Annotated in this window: 19 protein-coding genes and 1 pseudogene; 15 read left to right on the forward strand and 5 right to left on the reverse strand. The window is 64.7% G+C overall.

Annotated elements, in window-relative coordinates:
* Positions 1 to 55: 55 nt before the first annotated feature.
* The 3 genes and pseudogenes from M1247_RS08635 to M1247_RS08645 form a co-directional block, all read right to left on the reverse strand.
* Positions 56 to 839: pseudogene (locus tag M1247_RS08635) on the reverse strand (SDR family NAD(P)-dependent oxidoreductase).
* A complete protein-coding gene (locus M1247_RS08640) occupies positions 836 to 2,110 on the reverse strand; it encodes an NtaA/DmoA family FMN-dependent monooxygenase (RefSeq protein WP_317156171.1) in 1,275 nt (424 codons plus the stop codon). The pseudogene M1247_RS08635 and the gene M1247_RS08640 overlap by 4 nt, the downstream one beginning before the upstream one ends.
* Positions 2,111 to 2,145: 35 nt before the next feature.
* Positions 2,146 to 3,123, reverse strand: coding sequence for an LLM class oxidoreductase (locus tag M1247_RS08645; protein ID WP_317155874.1), 978 nt, complete (start codon positions 3,121 to 3,123; stop codon positions 2,146 to 2,148).
* A 162-nt stretch (positions 3,124 to 3,285) separates the two neighbouring features.
* On the opposite strand from M1247_RS08645, the gene M1247_RS08650 reads away from it, so the two are divergent.
* From M1247_RS08650 to M1247_RS08670, 5 genes are read left to right on the forward strand one after another with little or no spacing between them, the layout of a single operon-like run.
* The gene (locus M1247_RS08650; RefSeq protein ID WP_317155875.1) at positions 3,286 to 4,242 is read left to right on the forward strand and encodes an ABC transporter permease; all 957 of its coding nucleotides are present in this window, start codon (positions 3,286 to 3,288) and stop codon (positions 4,240 to 4,242) included.
* Entirely contained in the window at positions 4,239 to 5,087 is an 849-nt protein-coding gene (locus M1247_RS08655) for an ABC transporter permease (protein ID WP_317155876.1), read from the forward strand. Before M1247_RS08650 ends, M1247_RS08655 begins: the two co-directional genes overlap by 4 nt.
* 1 nt (position 5,088) lies before the next feature.
* On the forward strand, positions 5,089 to 6,681 hold the full coding sequence (locus M1247_RS08660; RefSeq protein WP_317155877.1) for a dipeptide ABC transporter ATP-binding protein: 1,593 nt from the start codon (positions 5,089 to 5,091) through the stop codon (positions 6,679 to 6,681).
* Positions 6,678 to 8,318: an ABC transporter substrate-binding protein gene (locus M1247_RS08665; protein WP_317155878.1), complete on the forward strand. Its 1,641-nt coding sequence runs from the start codon at positions 6,678 to 6,680 to the stop codon at positions 8,316 to 8,318. Before M1247_RS08660 ends, M1247_RS08665 begins: the two co-directional genes overlap by 4 nt.
* Before the next feature lie 5 nt (positions 8,319 to 8,323).
* Positions 8,324 to 9,532, forward strand: a complete 1,209-nt coding sequence (locus tag M1247_RS08670) for an acyl-CoA dehydrogenase family protein (protein WP_317155879.1) — start codon at positions 8,324 to 8,326, stop codon at positions 9,530 to 9,532.
* 90 nt (positions 9,533 to 9,622) lie between these two features.
* Here the strand turns inward: M1247_RS08670 and M1247_RS08675 are convergent, their stop codons facing one another.
* A complete protein-coding gene (locus M1247_RS08675) occupies positions 9,623 to 10,639 on the reverse strand; it encodes an aldo/keto reductase (RefSeq protein ID WP_317155880.1) in 1,017 nt (338 codons plus the stop codon).
* A 42-nt stretch (positions 10,640 to 10,681) separates the two neighbouring features.
* Positions 10,682 to 11,623 carry a TauD/TfdA dioxygenase family protein gene (locus M1247_RS08680; RefSeq protein ID WP_317155881.1) on the reverse strand — a complete coding sequence of 314 codons (942 nt, stop codon included), beginning with the start codon at positions 11,621 to 11,623 and terminating at the stop codon, positions 10,682 to 10,684.
* A gap of 549 nt (positions 11,624 to 12,172) precedes the next feature.
* Here M1247_RS08680 and M1247_RS08685 point away from each other — a divergent pair.
* The 10 genes from M1247_RS08685 (at position 12,173) to M1247_RS08730 (ending at position 23,751) form a co-directional block, all read left to right on the forward strand.
* Positions 12,173 to 13,105, forward strand: coding sequence for a LysR family transcriptional regulator (locus M1247_RS08685; protein ID WP_317155882.1), 933 nt, complete (start codon positions 12,173 to 12,175; stop codon positions 13,103 to 13,105).
* 121 nt (positions 13,106 to 13,226) lie between these two features.
* Positions 13,227 to 14,024 (forward strand): SDR family NAD(P)-dependent oxidoreductase, encoded by a 798-nt coding sequence (locus M1247_RS08690; protein WP_317155883.1) that lies wholly within the window; start codon positions 13,227 to 13,229, stop codon positions 14,022 to 14,024.
* Between the two features lie 144 nt (positions 14,025 to 14,168).
* Positions 14,169 to 14,684, forward strand: a complete 516-nt coding sequence (locus tag M1247_RS08695; protein ID WP_317155884.1) for a nitroreductase family protein — start codon at positions 14,169 to 14,171, stop codon at positions 14,682 to 14,684.
* 20 nt (positions 14,685 to 14,704) lie between these two features.
* The gene (locus M1247_RS08700; protein WP_317155885.1) at positions 14,705 to 15,631 is read left to right on the forward strand and encodes a 2-hydroxyacid dehydrogenase; all 927 of its coding nucleotides are present in this window, start codon (positions 14,705 to 14,707) and stop codon (positions 15,629 to 15,631) included.
* Positions 15,632 to 15,939: 308 nt separating this feature from the next.
* A complete protein-coding gene (locus tag M1247_RS08705) occupies positions 15,940 to 17,523 on the forward strand; it encodes an ABC transporter substrate-binding protein (protein WP_410506838.1) in 1,584 nt (527 codons plus the stop codon).
* A complete protein-coding gene (locus M1247_RS08710) occupies positions 17,520 to 18,482 on the forward strand; it encodes an ABC transporter permease (protein WP_317155887.1) in 963 nt (320 codons plus the stop codon). The genes M1247_RS08705 and M1247_RS08710 overlap by 4 nt, the downstream gene beginning before the upstream one ends.
* 5 nt (positions 18,483 to 18,487) lie before the next feature.
* The gene (locus tag M1247_RS08715) at positions 18,488 to 19,315 is read left to right on the forward strand and encodes an ABC transporter permease (protein ID WP_317156172.1); all 828 of its coding nucleotides are present in this window, start codon (positions 18,488 to 18,490) and stop codon (positions 19,313 to 19,315) included.
* Positions 19,316 to 19,330: 15 nt separating this feature from the next.
* Complete coding sequence (locus tag M1247_RS08720) at positions 19,331 to 20,950, forward strand: dipeptide ABC transporter ATP-binding protein (RefSeq protein WP_317155888.1); 1,620 nt, start codon at positions 19,331 to 19,333, stop codon at positions 20,948 to 20,950.
* Between the two features lie 4 nt (positions 20,951 to 20,954).
* Positions 20,955 to 22,250 carry an NtaA/DmoA family FMN-dependent monooxygenase gene (locus tag M1247_RS08725; protein ID WP_317155889.1) on the forward strand — a complete coding sequence of 432 codons (1,296 nt, stop codon included), beginning with the start codon at positions 20,955 to 20,957 and terminating at the stop codon, positions 22,248 to 22,250.
* An 85-nt stretch (positions 22,251 to 22,335) separates the two neighbouring features.
* Entirely contained in the window at positions 22,336 to 23,751 is a 1,416-nt protein-coding gene (locus M1247_RS08730) for an LLM class flavin-dependent oxidoreductase (RefSeq protein WP_317155890.1), read from the forward strand.
* Positions 23,752 to 23,753: the final 2 nt, after the last annotated feature.

The raw sequence follows: 23,753 nt of genomic DNA on the forward strand, positions 1-23,753 counted from the left end.
AGCGCTTCCGCCGGTGATACAACTGGTGAATCCGCCGCGACCGACGGCGGAACACTCACCGCACGACGGCCGGGTGCGGCACCCGGGGTGCGCCCAGCGTGTCCCGGTGTGACGGCGGAACCCGTCCCCCCTCATCGGTGATGCCGTAACGGGCGGCCAGCTCGGCGCCGATCACGGTGTGTCCGCTCAACGCGGGCAATTCCGGATCGTGGTACAGCGCGTTGATGAGATGCCCGGTGAATTCGGGCGTTTCGGCCTGCTGGGCGGTTTTGGCGAAGGCATCGGGGTGCCCGTCGAACGCGGCGCGCAGTTTCTCGGTCAGCAGGATGCCCATCCGCCTTCTGGGCGCCGTAGGCCGGACCGTGCATATAACAGACCGAGCCCGGCGACGACGTGAACGCGATCAAGGACTTCTCACCGGCGAGCAGCAGCGGCGCGGCGTAATACGACGCCACGTACGCCGAGCGTAGGCCGACATCGAGCACCTCGGCCAGCTCGATCGGCTTCTCCCAGAACGGCCTCGGATTCACCAGGTCATCGTGGATGGCGGCGGCGTTGTTGACGAGAAGGTCCAGGCGGCCGGTTTCGGTGGCCACCCGGCTGAACATCGCACCGACCGCGGCATCGTCGGAGTGGTCGACCCGCGCGGCGACACCACGCTTGCCGAGGTCGGTCACCGTGCGGCCGGTGAGATACACCCGCCATCCCGACGCGATCAGCGCCGCGGCGATCCCACGGCCCGCACCGCGACTGGCCCCAGTGACAACGGCAACAGGTTCATCCACGGGTACCAAACTACGGTTTCGGCCACCTGGATCGTGATCGGGTGGCCGGATCATGCCAGCCGAGCGCGCACCAGTGTCGGCACCCCGCTCGGGTGGGCCGCACCGGTGAACCGTTCCCGCAGCGTCGTCTCCGTGTACTGCGTGCGGAACAGGCCACGGGCCTGCAGCAAGGGCACCACCTCGTCGACGAATATCTCCAGACCGTCCGGGAACACGTCGGGCATGAGGTTGAACCCGTCGGCGGCACCGGCGAGGAACCAGTGCTCGATCGTGTCCGCCACGTCTTCCGGCGACCCCACGATCACCCGGTGCCCGGCGCCGCTGAACTCGCGCACCGCCGCTCGCAGTGTGAGCTGCCTGCTTTCGATCAGCCGCACCACCGATTCCCGGAATCCCAGTGACGCACCGAATTTCGCAGGGTCTTGCACTTCACCGAGCAGGTGCGCCGGGACCGGTGCGTCCAACGGGTGCGCGGACAGGTCCTCGCCCAGTACCTGCGACAGTCGCTCCAGATCATGGCCGGCGGGCAGCAGCGCGTTCTGTTCCTCGTGGCGCCGCTCGGCTTCGGCACGGTCACTACCGATCGTGGTGATGAGCCCCGGCAGAATCTTGACATCGCCACGGCGGCGACCATGCGCCACGGCGACGTCCTTCACATACCGGCTGTGGTCGATCCCCGCCCCGAGATCAAGCTCGGCGCTGAACACCGCGTCTGCTACCCGACCGGCCAGCTCCCGGCCCTGGGGTGAGCCGCCTGCCTGCACCAGCAGCGGATAGCCCTGCGGCGACGGGCCTTGAGGCAGCGACCCTACGACAGTGAAAAATTCGCCGTGGTGGTCGATCCCGCGCCCGCTGGGATCTGCTGCATCGCGCCACAGTGCCCGCACCACGTCCACGAACTCCGCGGCCCGCCGGTAGCGGGTCGGCCGATCCGGATAATCGGCCAACCCGAAATTGCCACCGGCGGGCAGCGAATAGGTCGTGACGACGTTCCACGCCAGCCTGCCGCCGGAGAGCTCGTCGAGGCTCAGCAGGCGGTGGGCCAGTTCGACGGGATCGTTGAATGTCGAGGACAGCGTGCCGATCAGCCCGAGGTGTTCGGTTTCGGCCGCCACCGACGCCAGGATGACGCTGGGTTCCAACGCTTGTGACGGACGCAGCGCCGGATGTTCGCGCAGCGCAGGGCCATCGGCAAGAAACAGTGCGTCCAGCCGTCCCCGCTCGGCGATCCGACCCATTCGCGCGTAGTAACCCGGGTCGGCGAACGACGTTGGTGGTTCGCTGCTGCGCTGCCACGAGCCGGTGTGGATACCGACGTTGAGCACGTTGACGTTCAGGATCAACTGGCGCACGTCACCAGTCACAATCGCCCTCCTGGGGTGGAAACAGCGTCGAAGACAACGGGATGGTCGGACAGATCAGGCGAAGCCGGCACCGGCAGACCCAACCGGTCACGCAGTGTGGCGCCCGTGAACTCACCGAGAACACCGCGGCCACGGGCCGCGGGCAGGATCCGGTCGAGAACGGGACCGAGCGCTTCTGTGCTGAGTCGCAGAATCGCGCCCACCGCCTTACCGGAGCGGGCGATCCGATCGAGGTCCGCATCGATCGTGTCGACCGTACGCAGCCGCACTACGCCGAGGACATCACGAGGAATGGGGTCTCGGTCCTCGACCACGGCCAGATCCGCGCCGGCAACCACACCACCTGGCGGTACCTGACGCCAGATCGGAAGGTCACCTTGCCGCGACCCGGGCACGTTCAACGGCCCGCTGATCGTGTATCCGCGGCGCACGTCTGCCCGCCGGATCTGCGTCACATCGGCGAAGACGCCCTTGTCTCGGTCGCCCACCACTGCACTCAGCGGCCAGGTACGCCACAAGGTACGGACGGCGTGGACGGCGTCAGCCGTGTGCGTCGCGTCGAGTTCGGCGCCCGTCCAGGAATCCGTGGCGGCGTTGAGCGCGATGCCCTGATCGGAATCGAGCGCCAGCCAACCGACCCGCCCGTGGGCGGCATGATCGACCGAGACCAGCCGCCTGGCCAGGTTGTACGGATGATCGCGGTGCCCCGCAGCAGCGACAACGAGGCCCAATGTGGTGCTGTGCCGCGCCGCTGTCGCGGCGATCAGTGACGGGTCGATACTGACGGTGGTGATGTCGGGGTCTTCCCCACGCTCAGCACCGATCACCCAGTACGACACTCCCGCTGATTCCAACCGTCGGGCGAGATCTGCGACAACGCGGGCCGGCGGGGCGGCAGCGCCAACGGAACCCCCAGGGAGATCGGCAATTCCGTCGCCGATCACCTCTACCCCGACCGACAGTGAGACAACCATGGCGCTCACGCTACGGCTGTGCCCGTGCCGAACAACATTTGCGATCAGGCGAACTCGAAATGACTCGAGGCCCGACAGTTAAGCACAACTGCACGGTCGCGTTAAAGTTCCTGAAGGACCGAATCATTGCCGGTTGTTCTGCCCGGCAATACCGTTCGTTCGGTGTTGAGCTTTGTGCTGCGGCGTGTTGCCCAGTCGATCGTCGTGATCGTGCTGGCTTATACGGCAGTGTTCTTCGTCCTCAATGTGTTGCCGGGCGATCCGATCGAACAGCAGATATCCAACCCAGAGAACCCGATCTCCGATCAGGACGCCCAGGTGTTGCGGGACTATTACCGACTGAGTGATCCCGCGATCGTACAGTTCGGTGTCTCCGTGCAACGGCTGATCACCGGCGATCTCGGATACTCGCTCAACAGCGGGCAATCGGTATCGCGGTTGATGACTCATGCGCTGCCGTCCACGCTGGCGTTGGCCGGCGTGGCATTCGTCCTCGCAGCTGTCATCGGGCTCATCATCGCCCTGGCGGCGGTATTCGCGCCGCGGCGGTCGATCCGTGAGGTCGCGCGCGCACTGCCCCCTGCTTTTCTGTCGATACCCGTCTTCGTCACCGGATTGATTGCTCTGCAATTCCTTTCCTTCGGCTTGGGCTGGGTTTCCGCGGTGCGCGACGAGGGGTTCAAATCAACGCTGCTCGCCGCCATCCCACTGGCGTTGCCGGTGGCAGCACCAATTGCGCAGGTACTGATTCAAGGCCTGAGCAACACGGCCGGGCAGCCCTATGTCGAAGTGTTGCAAGCCAAAGGACTTGGCAAGCAGCGGATCATCTTCGGCCACCTCCTCAAGAACGGATCCATCCCCACCGTGACCATCGTCGCCATCACAGTCGGTGAGCTGCTCGCCGGTTCGATCATCACCGAGACGATCTTCAACCGCACCGGTATCGGCTATCTGACCGAGACTGCGGTCCGCAACCAGGACACCCCGATCATCCAGGCCGTGGTGATCACGGTTTCTGTCACGTTCGTCGTCGTCAACCTCGTTGTCGATCTGCTGTATCCCCTGATCGACCCCCGCATCACGCACTCCGTCCCACGGGCGATGGCGGTGCCCGCGTGACGCTCACCGGCGCACTTCCCGCCGTGCGCACGCCGAGCCTCGGTCGTCGAATCGACCTCAATGTGTGGGATATCCCCCCACTGGCAATTCTGCTGCTCGTCGCGGCGATGATCATCGCACCGGCGGCCATCGCGCCCTACGATCCGCTGCAGGAAAATCCCGACATCCCGCTGGCAGGCCCGAGCCTGGCACACCCGTTCGGGACGGACTACATCGGACGTGACCTGCTGAGCCGGGTGGTCGCGGGCACCGGCGCCACGATCACAGGATCATTCATCGCGGTGGTCATCGGCCTTGTCGCCGGGACGGTCCTCGGAGTGCTGGCGGCCTACTTCGGTCGCGCCACCGACAGCATCATCAGTCGGATCATGGATGTCCTGTTGTCGATTCCCACCCTGTTGCTTTCGATCACCATCATCGTGGCGCTCGGTTTCGGGACGGTGAATGCGGCGATCGCGGTGGGTGTCTCCTCCATCGCCGTGTTCGCCCGGTTGGCGCGGTCCGAGGTGCTCGCCGTGCGGAATCTGCCGTTCGTCGAGGCCAGCGAACACTTGGGCGCAGGCCATCTGACTTTGTTGGTGCGCCACATCCTGCCCAACTCCTACTCGGCCGTTTTGTCGCTGGCCGCCCTGCAGTTCGGCACGGCGATCCTCGCGATCGCATCGCTGAGCTTTCTGGGCTACGGCGCACAACCCCCCGAACCCGAATGGGGCCTGCTGATCTCAGAGGCCCGCAATTACATCAACTCCGCACCGGGACTGGTGTTCTACCCGTCCCTGGCGATCGTCCTGACGGTCATGAGTCTGTCCCGACTCGCCCACCTCATCCGAAAGAAAGTCGACTGACATGAATTCTCCTGCGTTGCTGTCGGTTTCCGGGCTCACGGTCGAATACGCACGCCCGGTGGTGCGCGAGGTCTCCTTCGACCTCAGTGCGGGCGAGGTTGTCGCTCTGGTCGGTCAGTCCGGCTCGGGCAAGTCGACGATCGCCCGCGCCGTGCAGGGGTTGCTACCCGACAACGGCCGCGTCAGCGCGGGACAGATCCGGATCGGCGGCCGGGAGGTCGGCGCTCTGTCGCAGCGCGGATGGCGCGAGCTCCGTGGCACCACGATCGGTTTCGTGCCGCAGGATCCGTTGGGCTCCCTTGACCCGTTGAAGCGAATCGGCGATCAGATCGCCGAAGTGCTCAGGGTGCACCGGCTCGCCGACCGGCACGGTGCGGCCAAGCGGGCAGTGGAACTACTCGACCGGGTCGGTATCGCTGAACCGCAGCACCGGGCCGCCGACTATCCACATCAGTTGTCCGGAGGACAGTTGCAGCGCGTGCTGATCGCCATTGCCATCGCCGGCGAGCCTGCGCTGTTGATCGCCGACGAACCCACGTCAGCACTCGATGTCACGGTGCAGCAGCGCATCCTGGAACTACTCGATGAGTTGCGCGCCGAACGCCGGCTCGGGGTTTTGTTCATCACCCACGATCTGGCTCTGGCCGAGCATCACAGCGACAGTGTGGTGGTCCTGCGCGACGGACAAGTTCGCGAAGCCGGGCCGACCAACACCGTGCTCGTCGCCCCACAGAACAGCTATACGCGTCAGCTGATTGCGGACGCGCCCGCACTTTCCCCTGACAAGTACGCGAGGCAGTCGGATGCGGCACCGTCCACCACACCGATCCTGCAGGTGAACCAGCTGGTGAAGCAGTTCGGTGGTACCCGCGCACTCGACAATGTCTCGTTCGACGTGAGAACGGGCTCGATTCATGCGCTGGTGGGTGAATCGGGGTCGGGGAAAACCACTGCAGCGCGAATACTCGCCGGTCTCACCGACTTCGATTCGGGTCAGGTGCGGGTCGACGGAGTACTCCGCGAGCCGCACCACCCGCTGAACTCGGCGCAACAACGCACGCAGGCCCGAACCCTGCAGCTCGTGCACCAGAACCCGCTCGCGGCCCTCGACCCCCGGTTCACCGTCGGTGAGGCGATCGCAGAACCGTTGCGGATCAATCGGGTCGGTTCCCGGTCGCAGCGTCGACGTCAGGTCGCTGACGCTCTCGACCGCGTCGGTCTACCGGCCGATCTGGCCGGCCGCAGACCTCGGGAGATATCCGGTGGCCAGCGCCAGCGTGTTGCGCTCGCCAGGGCGCTGGTGTTGCACCCGCCGGTCCTGGTACTCGACGAACCCACGTCGGCGCTGGACGTCACCGTGCAGGCGCAGGTGGTGGATCTGCTCATCGAACTGCAGCGGGAACTGAGCCTGACCTATCTGTTCATCTCCCACGACCTGAGCCTGGTTCGTCAGATCGCCGATGACGTCAGTGTGCTCGAACACGGCAAACTGGTGGAAACCGGCTCGGCGGCGCGCATTTTCGCCATGCCGGACGCCGCGTACACACAACGTCTACTCGATGCCGTCCCCGGCGCAGCTGCGCGCGCGGCATGAGCGTCCACCGAGGTGTCGCCGCCGTGATGCTCACCGCGTTGCTCACCGCGAGCAGTCTGACTGCGTGCGACTCCGATGAACATCCGATCCCCGAAAGCACCCGCGGTGGCGACCTGACCTATCTGGATGCCGAAGCACCCGCCTCCCTGCAGATTCAGGTCGGCTACTGGCAGAACAGTCTACTCAAGGACCAGATGCTGGACCGCTTGATCTATCAGGACCCGAAGACCTTCGAATTCGTCCCGTGGATCGCCGAGAAGTGGGCCGTCGACGACACCAAGCGTGTCTACGAGTTCACCATCCGCAACGGCGTGACCTACAGCAACGGGCAGCCGCTGGACGCCGAGTCCGTACGGCGCAACCTGGACTGGGAGGCCAACGGGGACAAGGACAAAGGAATCACCCGCAATATCTACTTCCCGGAAGTCGAATCGATCACGGCAGACAATGCCCGTCGCACGGTCCGGGTCACTCTCGCCGAACCATATGCGCCGTTCATCGCGGTGCTGTCGTTGAACACCTCGGGACTTGTCGCCGATGCCACGATCGACGCCAGCAAGGAAAAGCAGTCCGTCGTCACCAACCTGATCGGGTCCGGGCCGTTCTACGCCACATCCGAGATCCCCGACAAGAAGATCGTGCTGTCCAAACGCCGTGGTTACAACTGGGCGCCTGAGACCGCACCGCATCAGGGCGAGGCCTACCTCGACACCATCACCGTCATCCCGGTGACCGAGGACAGCGTCCGCGTGGGGGCGCTGCGGGCCGGCCAGGCCGACGCGATCCGCTACGCCCAACCACCAGATGAACGTCTGCTGGGCAGAGAGGGTTTCGATGTGCGGGGTCTGCGGACCCCAGGGCTGGCCAACACCCTCGACGTCCGCCAGACCGCGCCCAACATGTCGGACATCAACATCCGCAAGGCCATCGGGTTCGGGATCGACCGCGAGGAGATCCTGCACACCCTCTACACCGACAACTGGAAACCAGCACAGAACATCGTCACGAAGAACTTCCCCGGCTACATCGACCGTAGTGACGCCGTCCGATTCGACCCGGCCGCGGCCGTCCGCTTGCTAGAGGCCTCCGGGTGGACACAGCTCAACGCCGACGGCTACCGCGTCCGGGACGGTCAGGAACTTTCGGCAAAGATCTACGTCGACGTGTACGACCACACCGCCAAACCGATGTACGAACTGATCCAACGCCAACTGCGCCGGATCGGCATCAGGCTGGTGATCCGCCAGACGGATTTCGCCAACTACCCCACCGCCAGCATCGAAGACTCGGTGGGGCTGCGGCGCAACGGATGGCCGACCGCCGACCCGGTGCGACTGTGGCAGAACTACGCCAGCTCGGGCGGCGACCTGTACGCGCTCAATGGTTCCGATCCGAACATCGACCGCCTGCTACATGACCAGATCAGCGCCACCGATCCCGCACAGCGCGAACGGCTGCTGCGGGAATACAACAACTACGTGATCGACAACGCCTACTCCGTCCCCTTGTTGGAAGACACCCAGATTTTCGCGGTGGCGCCCAGAGTGCAGGGCTTCGCCAACGCGGCCAACTCGGTGCCGTGGTTCTACGACACCTGGATCGATGAGTCAGTGCACGCTGACACCGGAAAGGATTGACACCGATGACCACCGAGGTCGTACTGAAGACTGCTCCCGCCGAAGCCGAGTTGCACGGTGTGTTCGACGCCATAGCAGCCGACTACCGTCGGCGCCTCGACGACGGCGGGCTTGAACCACCGCGATTGGGACTGCGACTCGTACGCGAGCATCGGCTGGGAGCGGTACGGCTGGGCGGTGAGTTCGGCGGCGCGGACTACACCGTGGCGGAGTTCTTCGACTTCCTCATCGCGCTCGCCGCGGCAGACCCTGACCTCGCGCACATCCTGCGCGTGCACTTCGCCAACGTCGAAGAGCTGCAACGAGCCCCAGTCGATCCCGGAAAGCTGCGGTGGATCTCGGTGATCGCCGAAGGAAACCTCATCGGCGGTGTCAGCTCGGAACAGAGCACTGCCAGGGTGGGCGGTCAGAGCTACGACACAAAGTTGGTGCACAGCGCAGATGGGTTGCGATTGGACGGCCGAAAGTTCTACAGCACCGGTGCGCAGTTCTCGGATTATCTGCGGGTGACCGCCGAGAATGAGCATGGCGCACCGGTCGCGGCGGTGATCCCCGCGGATCGGCACGGGGTGGCCCATGCCGACGATTGGGACGGGGTCGGCCAGCGTCACACCGGCAGCGGGACCACGATTTTCACCGACGTCGAGGTCTCCGGCGACGAAGTGCTGACGCTGGGCACCACTATCGGCGTCGACCGTGCCCGTGGCGCCCTGGTCCAGTTGTATCTGCACGCGATCGCCGCTGGAATCCTGCGTACCGCCGCCGCCGAGGCCGCCGACCTGGTACGCAACAGGCACCGAACCTACACGTTCGCGACGGCCGAAACCCCCTCCGGCGACCCACAGTTACTGGCGGTCGTCGGCGAGATCGACGCGGTCGCCTTCGCAGCGGAAGCCGTGGTGCTGCACGCGGCAAGCAAACTGGCGGCCGCGCTGGACGCCGCCCGTATCAACGGCATCGACACCACCCTGGAAACGCGAGCCTCGATCGCGGCCGCCCGGGTCAAGGTCGCGATCGAGGAGCCTGCCCTGCGTGCCGCGTCACGCCTCTTCGATGCCGGCGGTGCCTCATCGGTTCGGGCGTCGACTCACCTCGACCGGCACTGGCGCAACCTGCGGACCCTGTTCTCACACAATCCGACGGTCTACAAGGCTCGCGTGCTCGGGGACATCGCGGTAAACGGGGCAGCGTTACCTGACAGCGGCTTTTTCTGAGCGCTCACACCCGCCTTCACCCGCCCGACGTGAAGAGGATGGCGAGATTTCTCGAAAATCTCGCCATCCTCTTCACATTCGGCCGGCGTCTCAGTGCACTGCGGGAGGAGCTTCAGTACCCAGGTGCTCCGGACGAATCGAGCGATGGCCCGCCACCTGCCCGGCAATGGTGTCAAGCCGTCCCAGCTGCTCGTCGGTGAGCTTCACGTCCAACGCTCCGATGTTCTCCCGCAGATATTCGACGTGGCGAGTTCCCGGGATGGGCACGACATCGTCGCCGCGCGACAGCACCCAGGCCAGGGCGATCTGACTGGGCTGCACCCCGATCTCGGCGGCGATCTCGGCCACGTTGTCGGCCAGCGCCCGGTTTCGGTCGAAAACATCTGCGCCGAAACGTGGATGACGGCTCTGGACACCGGTGACGTCGGCCGCCGAACGCACCCGCCCGGTCAACCAGCCCCGCCCCAGTGGTGAATACGGCACGATACTGATTCCCAGTTGCCGAGCGATGGGCACGGTGTCGTTCTCGATATCCCGAGTGAACAGCGACCATTCGTTCTGGATCGCGGCGATCGGGTGCACCGCGTGGGCGCGCCGCAGGGTCTGCGGGCCGGGCTCGGACAACCCGATGTGACGGATCTTGCCCGCGTCGACGAGTTCCTTGAGTGCGCCGACGGTGTCCTCGATCGGTACGTCAGGATCGACGCGGTGCTGGTAGTAGAGGTCGACGTGATCGATACCGAGTCGCCGCAGCGATCCCTCGATCGCGGTGCGCACATACTCGGGCCGCCCGTCGAGCGCACGGGCGTTCGGGTTCGTGTCCCGGTCCAGCGCGTTGCCGAACTTCGTGGCGATGGTCAGCGCGTCCCGCCGGCCCCGGATGGCGCGGCCGAGCAGGATCTCGCTGAACTCCGGTCCGTACACATCGGCGGTGTCGAACAGTGTGATGCCCAGGTCGATCGCGGCGTCAACGATACTTCTGGCCTGCTTTTCGTCGTCCGGTTCGGCCCCGGTACGAAAGCTCATGAAGCCCAATCCGATTGCCGAGACCTCCGGGCCGTCGGCACCCAGTCGGCGCAGACGGTTGCTGAGTGGTGCCACTGTCATAGATATCCGTTTCTCTTGATTGCGGGTGGAGCTCAGCTGTCGTCAGGAACCGTAGAACGGCTCCCCCGACACCAGTTCGGACTCGCGCCCGTCGACGCCCTTCGGCACGTCTCCTTCGAGGGTGACCCGGTAGAGCACCCTGTCGTAGTCGAGGTGTCCGGCGTCGGGGATCGCCAGATGCGAGGTGGCACGATTGTCCCAGAACGCGACACTGCCGGGGGCCCACCGGAACCGGACCGTGTATTCGGTACGGGTGGCTTCCTCCCAGAACAGCTTGAGGATTGCCTCGCTCTGCGACGGCGTATAACCCCGGATCTTGCGCGCCCCCCGGGTGAAGCCGGGACTGACGAACAACGCCCGCTCACCGGTGACGGGGTGCACCCGAACTGCTGGGTGGTAGGCCACCAGATTCGCCTCCCGTACCTTGCGTTCGCGCTGACTGCCCTCGGCCGCCCTGGTGTTGAATTGATGCTTGATATCCAGCTTGTCGGCGAACTCACGCAGCTCTTTCGGCAGATTCTCGTATGCCGCGACGAGGTTGGTCCAAGCCGTGTCACCACCATAGGGCGGCAAGATGTGTGCGCGCAGGATCGAGGCTGCGGGCGGGTTCACGAGTGCGGTGACGTCGGTGTGCCAGCTGGCGTCATATGAGGTGCGCTTGCGCCCGAGATTCCGTTCGTAGCGGCGGCTGTCGATCGGCAGGATCTCCGGGAAGCCCTCGGGCGGCTCCTCCTCATGCGGGTGGGCCGGAGTGACCTTCCCGAACTGCCGCGCGAACGCGATCTGCTCGGCGTGACCGATCTCCTGATCGCGGAAGAAGATCACCTTGTAGGTGTGGAGTGCACCGCGGATCTCCTCGACCACGCTGGGTTCCAGCGTGGTCCGCAGGTCGACTCCGCGGATCTCGGCGCCGATGTAGCCGGCTTGCGGCACGACGTCGAGACCGGTATCGGTGAGAACGCCGCTTTCCCTGAGTTCGGTCATGGTTCTACTCCCCTGTCGTGACGTGGTGGGCCTGCGGAACGAGCCGGTCTGCCCGTGCCGCTACCGTCAGCGTCGGTCCAGAAGCCGAACAGAACAATGGTCTTTGGCTACCAGAACCATTCAGCGCGCCTTAACGCTGGACCTGAGTACGCCCGTTGGGACCGCCGATCCCGAACACGTCAGGCTGGACCACGCCGGAATTACATCCGCCGTGATTCCTGCCGACGTCACGCCGTAACCCCAGGTCAGACGGCAAGAGGAATGTTGGTCGACGCGACCGTCCACGCGCCCACCTGCATTTCTCTGTCATCATTCGACCTGTGAACTCGACGGATCACATCGCCAGGCACTACGTCGATCTCATGCGTGACTGCAGCGCGATCTGTTGTCGGTGAACCTGTCCCCGGATCGCCGCGCGCCAGCACTGATCGACACGGTGGACCCCACCGTGTCAGCCGAACGTCTTGCACCCAAGCCGATGAGGTCCACCATGCCCACCTCCGTTCACTCCGCACTCCTCGACCAGATCGCAATCGCAGGCGGTGCCTGATGCTCGACCTGCGCCGCATGATGTTGCTCTCCGACCTTGCCGATCTCGGTTCGGTCACCGCCGTCGCCGAGCGCCGCAACATCACCAGTTCTGCTGTGTCACAACAGCTGCGTGTGCTCGAAGAAGAGGCGGGTGCGACCTTGTTCCGCCGGGACGGTAGAACGCTGGGACTGACCCGTAGCGGCCAGGTGCTCGCCGAGCACGTGCGCCGGGTCTTGGTCGCCGTCGACGAGGCCATGAGCGCAGTCGCCGAGACCCGGGACCGAGTCGCCGGACAGGTCGCCGTCGCGACGTTCAACATGGGGCTGCCCACGCTGGCGGCTCCGATGATGCGGCGGTTGAACGCCGATGCACCCGAGCTGCGTGTGCAGGTACAACAGGAGACCACCACAGCGGCGCTACGGCTGCTGCGACAGGGCGAGGTTGACGTTGCGATCACCTGCCAATACGACTTCGTCGGAGAGCAAACGCCTGGCGGCCTCGCCACCACCCCGTTGCTGTTTGAACCACTCGTGCTGCTGGCACCGACACAGTCACACCTCAAGATCCGCAAGCAGGGGTTGGCCGCATTGGCCGACGGCCCGTGGGTGACCGGTCCGCCGAACTCCGGCCTCGGCATCGCCGTCCTACGGGCGGGTGAAAGCGCGGGCTTCACACCTCAGGTCAAGCACCGGCTGATCGGCGCGCAGAACATCTGCGACCTCGCCGCAACCGAGATCGCTTCGGCGATCGTCCCGCGGTTGTCGGTCCCGGCCCAACTGGAGCCGATGATCGTTCCCGATCTGAGTCTCGGAGGCCGCACCGTCAGCGCCGTGATACGCGCCGGTCGACAGCGTGACCCGAACATCGCCCTGATCCTGCGCACATTGCGCGAAATCGCGGCGGCCGCGTTGCCGGAGCGGCCGACCGATTCGCTGCGCGTCGCTTCGTGATCAGCACGCCCTATTCGCCAGATCATCGAAATGGTCGAAATCACATTGTAGTTTCGACCATTTCGATGATCTCGGGTTAAGTCAGCCGGCTCAACAGCGCAATCGCCGAACGGGAGACACAATGGATCTACAACTGACGGGCAAGCGGGCCATCATCACCGGCAGCAGCAAGGGTATCGGCCTGGCGGTGGCACATGCTCTTGCCGCCGAGGGCGTCGATGTGGTGCTGGCCGCACGCGGCAAGGAGACGCTGGAGAAAGCCGCTGCCCAGGTTTCCGAACGCAGTGGGCGCCGCGCCGTACCAGTGGTCACAGACACGGGCGACGACGACTCGGTCAAAGCGCTGGTCGCGCGGACCGTCGAAGAGCTGGGCGGGGTGGACATTCTGGTCAACAACGCGTCGAATCAGGCTGTTGGTGCGGGTTTTCCCGATCTGGCCGGCACCAGCGACGAAGACTTCTGGGCCGATGTCAACATCAAGGTGGTCGGCTATCTGCGTGCGGCACGTGCGGTGGCACCGCACCTGGTCGAGCAGGGCTGGGGCCGGATCATCAACGTCAGCGGGCTGGGCTACCGGCAGACCCATTCGATCGTGCGCAGCATCCGCAATGTCAGTGTGGCCGCTCTGACCAAGAACCTCGCCGATGAGCTCGGGCCGCACGGGATCAACGTCACTGTCGTACATCCGGGCCAGACCCGCACCGAGACCAGGACGCCGCAGTACGAAGCCGCGGCCAAAGCTGCAGGCCTGGCGGTCGCCGATTACGAGAAGCAGATCGCCGACAACGCGATCGGCCGTGTGGTGGACGCGACCGAGGTCGCCGACGTCATCGCCTTCCTGGCCTCCCCGCGCAGCGTGAGCATCACCGGCGATGCCGTCGCCGTGGGGGGCGGGTTGCTCGGCACGGTGAACTACTAGGGGGCCGGGCGGGCCTCGAACTGACCGATTGATCGGTACCGGCCGGCGGCGGGACCTGACCAATGAAGCGGAGTGCCGCCCCTCCCACGGCGCTCCCGTGACCGGCGAGGAGAATCTGCGATAAACCACACTACGGAGGACGCAATGGAGACGTGGGATGCGATACGTGCCAGGCGAAACGTACGAAACTACCTCCCGGACCCGATCGCCGATCACGATCTGGACCGGATCGTCGAGGCGGGTTGGCGGGCACCGTCGGCCTCCAATCGCCAACATTGGGACTTCGTCATCGTCACCGATCGCTCCCAGCTCCAAGAACTCTCGACGGTGTGGCGCGGCGCCGGCCACATCGCGGCGGCACCCGCGGCGATCGCGTTGATCGTTCCCCGACCTCCTGACGAACGCACCAAGCTCATCGACCAGTACGACCTTGGGCAGGCGACGCTGGCCATGACCATCGCGGCAACCGACCTCGGAATCGGCACCGGTCACTCTTCGGTGGGCGATCAGGACAAGGCACGCGAAATCCTCGGCGTTCCCGACGATCACCTGGTCTGCTATCTGCTCGGGGTCGGATACCCGGCGGACCGTCCGTTCAAGCCGATCGACAATCCCGATCGTCGTCCTTTCGATGAAGTCGTGCATCGAGGTCGCTGGTGACCGGTCCGTCAGAATCCGTCGTGAAAGTTCTTGTCCCAGACGACCTCGGCGTCAAGGCGCTGACGACGGAGACTAACCTCGAGCCGATCCGCTACGAGCCTGGCCACCCGTGGCCGGCCGGACATACAGACGCAGCCGTGGTCGTCGTCGGCTACGAGTCGGTCGCTGCCGTCGGTGCCCGATTCGTCGAGTTGCCCGACCTGCGTCTGGTACAGACCCTCAATGCCGGATATGACCAGTGGCTGCCGCATCTGCCGGCCGGGGTATTGCTGTCCAACGCGCGCGGCGCGCATGGCGGCTCGTCCGCCGAATGGGCGGTGGCTGCGCTGCTTGCGCTCTATCGCGACTTACCGTTCTTCAACGATATGCAGTCACAGGGAATTTGGCGACCCAAGACGACTGAGACCTTGATCGGCAAACGAGTAGTCATACTCGGCGCTGGCGACCTGGCGGTCAATCTGGCCTCCCGACTCACTCCGTTCGAAACGGAGGTGACATTGGTCGGTCTACGCGCCAGGCCGGGCGTCCACACGTTCCAAGACATCGAGGGCCTGTTGCCAGACGTCGACGCCGTGGTCGCAATGCTGCCCGCTGACGAATCCACTTACCACATCATCGATGCCGGATTCCTCGCCGAGCTGCGCGACGGTGCCGTGGTCGTCAACGCGGGCCGCGGCGCGGCAGTGGACACCGATGCGCTGCTGGCGGAACTGACGGCCGGGCGCCTGCGCGCCGCACTCGATGTCACGGACCCCGAACCGCTGCCGCAGGATCATCCGCTGTGGTCAGCACCGGGCCTGCTACTGACGCCGCACGTCGCCGGGAGCACTACCGGGGCCTGGGACCGCGCATGGGCGATCGCCGCCGAGCAGATCACCAGGTACGCCGACGGTGGAATCCCGAAGAATGTGGTGGCTGGGCCAGTTACCTCCCCAGACAGCCGGTGATCACCTCACGGTAGCCAGGGGCTCCGCGTGACTACGGCAGGCACGGCAGATCCGTGATGAGCTGGCATGCAGATCTTCAACGTCGGAGGCGCATCAGCAATTTCGTCCTGATCGGCCAAATAGTTTTGCGCACTGCAAGGTAAACCGTTGAACCTTGCCGGCCGCACCCATAACGTTCTGCATACGTTCGGGTGGGTCCGGCGGCGTCGACGCGTGGTTGAGTTCCGTTGTATCCGTGTGGTTCCGGTAGTCCGGCCGAACTCGACACGCAATGCACATCGAATAGCCGAAGGACGCCAATGCGCCGAATGTACACACTGATCGCCAGCGCACTCACGGTCGCAGTGCTGGCGAGCTGCTCAGGACAGCAGCATTCGGCGAGCACCGGTCCGACCGGTGACCCCCAACCGGGAGGCACGCTGACGTTCTCCGATGTCCAGTTCGTCACCGACGCGCTGAGCACCAACTACACGACCGCCAACCTGCTCTTCCAGGTCGTCGACCGGCTTGTCTATCTCGATCCGAAGACCGGGGAGGTCCAGGGCTGGTTGGCGAGTGAGTTCTCCCGCAACGACGACGCGACCCGATACACCTTCACGATCCGCGACGACGTCACCTTCAGTGACGGGACGCCGCTCACCGCCGACATCGTCAAGGCGAACTTCGACCAGCTCGGCAAAGGTGATCCGGGCAAAAAGATCCCGCCCTTCACCGACTTCGTCGGCTATGACCACAGTGAGGTCAACGGCAACACCATCACGGTCTTTCTCAGCCAGCCCAACAGCAACTTCTTCCGGGTGGCGGCCAGGGCGCGTTCGGGGATTCGCGGACCGAAAACGCTGGCGCTGGACTACGACGGCCAAGCCAAGATCGAAAACGTCGTCGGCTCAGGCCCGTTCGTCTACGAATCGCAGATCACCGACCAGGAGGTAGTACTCACCAAGCGTCCGGACTACGCCTGGCCACCGACGTCCTCCCCCAATCAGGGCGCGGCCCATCTCGACAAGCTCGTCGTCCGCGTCATCGGTGAGCCCGGGCTGAGGGCGGGTGCGGTCCAGTCCAAGCAGGTGGACCTGGCCCGCGGTATCCAGCCGACCGACGAGCCTGCCCTGGAACAGGGCGGCTTCCAGGTGATTCCGGTGGCCGGACCGGTGCTCACCGCCAACATCGTCGGGTTAAGGGTCAACAACGAGTTGGTCAGCGATCCCCGCGTGCGCCGCGCCCTGCAACTGGCCATCGACCGCCAGGCCGTCGTCGACACCGTGCTGTCTCCCAGTTATCAGGCCGCTGATTCCGTTCTTGGACATGATGACCCGCTGTACGTAGACGAGAGTGCCGACATCGGCTATGACCCTGAGACAGCAAAAGGCCTGCTCGACGAGGCCGGTTGGAAGGTCGGCAGCGACGGGATTCGCGAAAAGGACGGCAAGAAGCTCAATCTCACCCTGGCGGCGTCGAACCAGAGTGTGGTGTTCCGACCAGCCTTCGAGTTCATCGAGTCCGGATGGCGCGACATCGGTGTGGCACTGCAGAACCGTGCCGGTGACACCACGCTGTTCAACGCCGCCAACACCGATCCGTCGACTCCGCTGTTGGGCACACGAACCGGCTACGACAACGGCCTGGGACTGCTGTTCGGGCGGGAGAACGGCAACCTGACGTTCGCCCGCGACGACGAACTCATCGCCCTCTCGAAAGAGGAATTGCGAGCCACAGATCCCGCCAGGGTCAAAGATGTGGTCGCACAAATCCAGAAGAAGGTCATCGACGACCAGCTGGCGTTGATCCTCTGGGACGAGGTGCAGGTACACGCCGCCACACCGAATGTGCACGTGGAGTTCACCAATTACACCGAGCCGCTGTTCCAGAGCGCCTGGAAGAGCCAATCGTGATCAGGTACGCCGCCGCACGCATAGGCCAGTCTCTGCTGGTACTCGTGCTGGCTTTCACCGTGATCTTCTGGGGCGTCAGCATCCTGCCGACCGATCCGGTGTCGATCTTCGTCGCCAAAGGCGACGGCTATTTCAACCCGGACATCGTCGCTCAGGTCAAAGAGTTCTACGGCTATGACCGGCCCACCTACATCCAATATTTCTCCCAACTGAATCAGCTGCTACACGGCCAGTTCGGCTTCTCGCTTTCGAGCGGACAGGCGGTCACCGAACGGATCGGCAGTGTGATCGGCGAGACCCTCAAGTTGGCGTCGACGGCAACCGTGCTGGCCCTCACATTCGCCATGGGCATCCTATTGCTGTCCTCGACCACCGGGTGGCTGCGCACCTTCATCCGCAGCATCCCTTCGCTGTTCAGCGCGGTACCCACATTCTGGCTGGGGCTGGTTGTCCTGCAGATCTTCTCGGTGCAGCTGGGGTTGTTCTCGTTGTTCCCGGACGGGTCGGTGGCCTCGCTCCTGGTCCCAGCCGTCGTCCTTGCGGTGCCGATCTCGGCACCGATTGCGCAGGTGCTGCTCAAGAATGCGGAAGCGACGCTCGCGCTTCCGCACGTCAATACCGCACGTGCGAAAGGCGGCAGCCCCGCCTGGGTGATCCGCAAACACGTGCTGAAGAACGCGGCAGGCCCCGCGCTGACCGTGACCGCAACCACGATCGGTGCGCTGCTGGGCGGATCGGTGGTCACCGAGACGGTGTTCTCCCGGTCCGGATTGGGCACCGTCCTGCTGCAGGCGGTGTCCAACCAGGACATCTCGCTCATCCAGGGTCTGGTGCTGCTCACCACCGTCGTCATCGTCGGAGCCAATCTCCTGGTGGACCTGGTCTATCCGATCCTCGACCCCCGTGTCACCAAATCACAGCAACATGGTTTCAACACCCGATTGGGCAGGTTCAATTGACCACCATCCTCTCGACTCCGGTCATCTCGGCGGTCAAGGCGGCGCCGTGGTCAGTCCGGGTATCGAGCGCGATACTCGTTCTGGTTACGGCCTGGGCCATCGTGCCCGGCCTGTTCACGAACCAGGACCCGCTCAGCGGCAACCGGTTGGAGAAGTTCCAGCCACCCAGCTGGGCACATTGGTTCGGCACCGACCATCTCGGCCGGGATGTGTTGACCCGCGTCATCTACGGCACCTCACACACCATCCTGACCGCGGGGTTGGCGGTAGCGGTGGGCCTGGTCGTCGGCAGCCTGGTGGGCATCATCGCGGGTGTGTCGGGTCCTGTGGTCGACGCCGTCGGGATGCGGTTCAGCGACGTGCTGTTGGCGCTGCCCGGCTTTCTCGTCTCGGTGTGGATCGTCACTGCCTACGGCGCAGGTCCGCTCTCAGTGGGAATCGGCGTGGGAATCGGCTCGATTGCGATCTTCGCCAGGGTGTTCCGGGCGGAGGTGATGCGCGTGCGCGCACTGGACTACGTCGAGGCTGCCTTCCTGTCGGGCGAGAGCCGATGGTCGGTGGTCAGGCGACATATCGTGCCCAATGCGATCGGCGCGGTGGTGGCGCTGGCCGTCATCGATCTGAGTGCAGCGATTCTCGCGATCTCGGCACTCGGCTACCTCGGATACAGCGCTCCGCCACCGATACCGGAGTGGGGTCTGCTGGTCGCCGAGGGCCGTAGTTATCTCGCCACCGCCTGGTGGCTCACGTCCCTGCCCGGCGCGGTCATCCTCGTGGTCATCGTCGCCCTCGGCGTGGTGAGCAGGCGCGTGCTGAAGTCCAACAACATCTGACCGGGAGCATCCGACATGTCTCTGCTCGAATTGTCCGACGTCACCGTGACCTACCCCGGTGATGAACCCGCCGCCGAGCCCAAGCTCGCCCTTGATCGGGTCAGCCTGACCCTGTCGGCGGGCGAGTTCGTCGCCGTCGTCGGCGAATCCGGCTCAGGGAAGACGACGTTGGCCAATACGGTGATCGGATTACTGCCTTCCACGTCGACTCTCACCGCCACCTCACTCCGACTCCGCGGCAACAGCACCATCGGATTGACCGAACGAGAATGGAGCCGCATCCGCGGCACCACCGTCGGATTGGTTCCCCAGGATCCCGGCGCATCACTGAACCCGGTGCGCACCATTGGATCCCAGCTGGGCGAGATCTTCGAGCTCAGGGGCGAGAAACTCAGTCGGCGCGACCGCAGACAACGTTGCATCGAACTGCTCGAGCAGGTGGAGATCGATCATCCCGAGCGGAGGCTGGACCAGTACCCCGGAGAACTCTCCGGGGGAATGCGCCAACGTGTGCTCATCGCGATCGCGTTCGGACTCAACCCCGAACTGCTCGTCGCCGACGAGCCGACATCGGCGCTCGACGTCACCGTGCAGAGCCAGATCCTGCGGGTATTCGACCGGTTGGTGGCCGAGCACGGCACCACCGTTCTGTTCGTCACCCACGACATCGGGGTCGCTACCGACCATGCGTCCCGTGTCGTGGTGATGCGCAACGGCACGATTGTGGAGGATGCGCCGGTCGACGAGATCATCAGCCGACCCAAGTCGGACTACACCGCGACCCTGGTGCGCCGAGTGGGCACGGCGGAACGCCCGCCCGCCGCACCCGAGCAGCCGGATGCCGAGGAAGTCATCCGGGTTACCGGCGTCTCCAAAGAGTTCCGGATCAGCCGGCGGAACCACCACACCGCGGTCGACAATGTGAGCTTGGCCGTTCGCCGCGGCGAAACGCTGGCACTGGTAGGCGAATCCGGATCGGGTAAGTCGACAACCGCCAAGATGATCATCGGCCTGACCAAGCCCACCCGTGGATCGATCGAGGTGCTCGGCAGCGATATCACCAAGCTCGATCAGCGGGCCCGGCGCGCGCAGTGGAAGAACATTCAACTCGTCTACCAGAACCCCGATTCCGCTCTGGACCCACGCTGGAACGTACGACAGATACTTGAGAATCCGCTGCAGTCCTACCACCTGGGTGACCGAACCACCCGGACACAGCGGGTTGCCGAGGCACTCGACAACGTCAACCTCACCCGGGAGAAGCTCGACCGGCGCACCTCCGAGCTCTCCGGTGGCGAACGTCAACGCGTCGCCATCGCCAGGGCACTGGTGGTTCAGCCGGAGATCATCCTGCTCGACGAGCCGCTGTCGGCACTCGACGTCGTGACGCAGGATCAGATCCTGCGTCTGCTCCTCGACCTGCAGGACGGCCTCGGCCTGACCTATCTGTTCATCTCCCACGACCTGTCGGTGGTGCAGCGATTGTCGCACCGAGTCGTCGTTCTGAAATCGGGACAGGTGGCCGAAAGCGGTGATACCGCAGCCGTGTTCGCTTCCCCCAAATCGCCCTACACCCGCACGCTCATCGACGCGGTACCCGGGCGCCGTCTCGCACAGTTGGCGCTGGCCTCGTGACGCGATGACCGGGCCGACGCAACTGCACCTCAACCTCAACCTGCTCGCTACCGGGCGACACGACCAAGCCTGGCGAACCGTGCCCGGCAAGGTCACCCCCGTTGACGTTTCTCACTTCCGGGAGATCGCGCAGATTGCCGAGCGGGGCCGGTTCGACTCACTGTTCCTGGCGGACAGCCTGGCGTTGGAGGGTGAGGCGTACCGCAGGCCGTGGCGGGCGCTCGATCCCGTCGTGCTGTTCAGTGCCCTGTCCCAGGCGACCGAGCGGATCGGGTTCATCGCGACGATCAACGCGCTCTTCGCGGAGCCCTTCTCAATCGCCCGGCAGGTTTCGAGTCTGGACCACATCAGCGACGGCCGGGCCGGCTGGAACATCGTCACCAGTCTCAACCCGTCCACACAGGCCAACTATTCGCAGGTCGGCGCTATCGACCACGCGGACCGCTACCGCAAGGCCCGGGAATCGGTCGAGGTGGTTCACGCACTGTGGCGCAGCTTCGATCCCGATGCGTTACGCAGCGATCTGCAGTCGGGTACCTATCTCGATCCCGAGAAGGTGCACCGCATCGATCACAATGGGGATTTCTTCTCCGTGACAGGCCCGTTCATCTTGCCTCGGACGCCGCAGGATCGCCCGGTCATTGTGCAGGCGGGCGATTCAGAGCAGTTGCGGGACATGGCCGGCCGATGGGCGGACGCAATCTTCACCGTCCAGCGCGATATCGGGGCCTCGCGCGAGTTCGCGCGCGACGCAAAACGCCGAGCGACGACACACGGTCGGCGACCGAGCGACCTAAAGATCCTGCCTGGTCTATTCGTCGTCGTGGGCGGAACAGAAGCGGAAGCGCTGGACCGCAAGGCCGAGATCGACGCCTACGTGGACGTCGAGACCGAGCGGGAGCGACTGGCTCAGCGGATCGGGTCCGACGCGAAACTGCTGGTGCTCGACAAGCCGGTTCCCGCCGCTGTGCTGGATTCACCGCGGACCGGCACCTCCGCCAGCCCCGCCTTCGCGAAAGCACTGGTCGCACAATCGAACAGTGAGGGTCTGACTGTGCGCGACCTGCTGACCAGCAATCCAGGCGGGCACCGTTATCTGGTGGGTTCACCGGAATCGGTCGCCGACAATCTTGAGCACTGGTTTCGCGAGGGAGCCGCCGACGGATTCAACCTCAACATCGACAGGCTACCCGACGGGTTGTCGGCATTCGTCGACCACGTGGTACCGATCCTTCAGCGGCGCGGAATCTTTCGCCGGGAATACCGCGGTGCCACGCTGCGCGACCATCTGTCGAACTGAGGTGGGTTGCCGTTGCGCGAATACGTTTCGCGCCCGGTGAGGCAAACCATGTTCGATGTGCGCATCAATGCCTAGCCTCGGTGATATGACCCGCCCGCGGCTGATCCTCAACGCGTTCACCATGAATACCGCCACCCACGTCTCCTACGGCTCCTGGCGCAACCCGGCGACGCGCAGTGTCGAATTCGATCAACTCGACGTCTGGGTGGACCTGGTGAAACTTCTCGAACGCGGGAAATTCGATTCCGTGTTCTTCGCCGACGTCGTCGGGCTGTACGACGACTACCGTGGCGGCTGGGAAACCTATTTACGCGAGGGCCTGCAGATCCCCAATCACGATCCGTCCGCAATCGTGTCGGCACTGGCGCTCTCAACGCGACACCTGGGCCTGGTGATCACGAGTTCGGTGTTGCAGGACCATCCATTCTCGTTCGCGCGCAAGATCTCCACGCTCGATCATGCGTCGAATGGCCGGATCGGCTGGAACGTCGTGACGAGCGCACTGCAGAACTCGGCTCGCAACTTCGGCCTGGTCGAGCGCGAAGAACATGATGCGCGCTACGACTGGGCCGAGGAATACACCGAGGTCGTGTACAAGCTCTGGGAAGGGTCGTGGGACGACGGCGCCCTGGTGCGCGACCGCGAACGCGGTATCCATGCCGACCCTGACAAGGTGCACAAGATCCATCATGTGGGTAAGCGGTATCGGGTGGAGGGTCCGCATCTGAGCTTTCCCTCCCCGCAGCGCACACCGGTGATATTTCAGGCCGGAACTTCCACGGCGGGAAGGAGGTTCGCGGCCCGCCACGCCGAAGGCGTGTTCATCAACGCCGCGTCGCCGAAGGGCGCGGCTGTGGTCATCGACGACACCCGCGACCGCGCGGTTGCGGCGGGTCGGCAACGCGATGACATCAAGTTCTTCCAGGGCCTGTCCTTCGTCGTCGGCTCGACCGAAGCCGAGGCAAAAGCACGCGCCGTCGAACTTGACGAGTACCTCAGCGTCGACGGTCTGATCGCGCACCGTAGCGGAGGCATCGGTATCGATCTGGGCGGCCTGGACCACCACACTCCGATCGGCGATCTGGCGCCAGATGTGCAGGGCACCCGCAGCACCATCGAGTCGCTGATCGCGGCCGCGCCACCCGGCACCAATCCGACGATCGCTGATCTGGTTCGCCAGCAACAGGAATCCACGCGGATCGTGGGTACCCCGGAACAGATCGCAGACCGGCTCGAGCAGTGGCAGGACGCGGGGGTGGACGGAATCAACATCCGCTACATCACCACGCCGGGGAGTTTCGAGGACTTCATCGACCACGTGGTTCCCGAGCTGCAGTCCCGAGGTCTCGCGCAGACCGAGTACGCACCGGGGACACTGCGCGACAAGTTGTTCGGTGTAGGACCCGAACTGCCCGACCGTCACCCCGCCCGGCAGTGGCGCGGCCAGTTCACCTCGACCGCGGTCGGGGTGGGGACGGGCGTCACGACCGCACAAGACTGACG

The organism is Mycobacterium appelbergii (assembly GCF_032883035.1).
GTDB lineage: Bacteria > Actinomycetota > Actinomycetes > Mycobacteriales > Mycobacteriaceae > Mycobacterium > Mycobacterium appelbergii.

Coding starts and splice junctions, on each gene's coding strand:
- M1247_RS08645 (WP_317155874.1), bottom strand. CDS start 3,123: ATGGTTGTCTCACTGTCGGTCGGGGTAGAGGTGATCGGCGACGGAATT.
- M1247_RS08660 (WP_317155877.1), top strand. CDS start 5,089: ATGAATTCTCCTGCGTTGCTGTCGGTTTCCGGGCTCACGGTCGAATAC.
- M1247_RS08665 (WP_317155878.1), top strand. CDS start 6,678: ATGAGCGTCCACCGAGGTGTCGCCGCCGTGATGCTCACCGCGTTGCTC.
- M1247_RS08670 (WP_317155879.1), top strand. CDS start 8,324: ATGACCACCGAGGTCGTACTGAAGACTGCTCCCGCCGAAGCCGAGTTG.
- M1247_RS08675 (WP_317155880.1), bottom strand. CDS start 10,639: ATGACAGTGGCACCACTCAGCAACCGTCTGCGCCGACTGGGTGCCGAC.
- M1247_RS08680 (WP_317155881.1), bottom strand. CDS start 11,623: ATGACCGAACTCAGGGAAAGCGGCGTTCTCACCGATACCGGTCTCGAC.
- M1247_RS08685 (WP_317155882.1), top strand. CDS start 12,173: ATGCTCGACCTGCGCCGCATGATGTTGCTCTCCGACCTTGCCGATCTC.
- M1247_RS08690 (WP_317155883.1), top strand. CDS start 13,227: ATGGATCTACAACTGACGGGCAAGCGGGCCATCATCACCGGCAGCAGC.
- M1247_RS08695 (WP_317155884.1), top strand. CDS start 14,169: ATGGAGACGTGGGATGCGATACGTGCCAGGCGAAACGTACGAAACTAC.
- M1247_RS08705 (WP_410506838.1), top strand. CDS start 15,940: ATGTACACACTGATCGCCAGCGCACTCACGGTCGCAGTGCTGGCGAGC.
- M1247_RS08720 (WP_317155888.1), top strand. CDS start 19,331: ATGTCTCTGCTCGAATTGTCCGACGTCACCGTGACCTACCCCGGTGAT.
- M1247_RS08725 (WP_317155889.1), top strand. CDS start 20,955: ATGACCGGGCCGACGCAACTGCACCTCAACCTCAACCTGCTCGCTACC.
- M1247_RS08730 (WP_317155890.1), top strand. CDS start 22,336: ATGACCCGCCCGCGGCTGATCCTCAACGCGTTCACCATGAATACCGCC.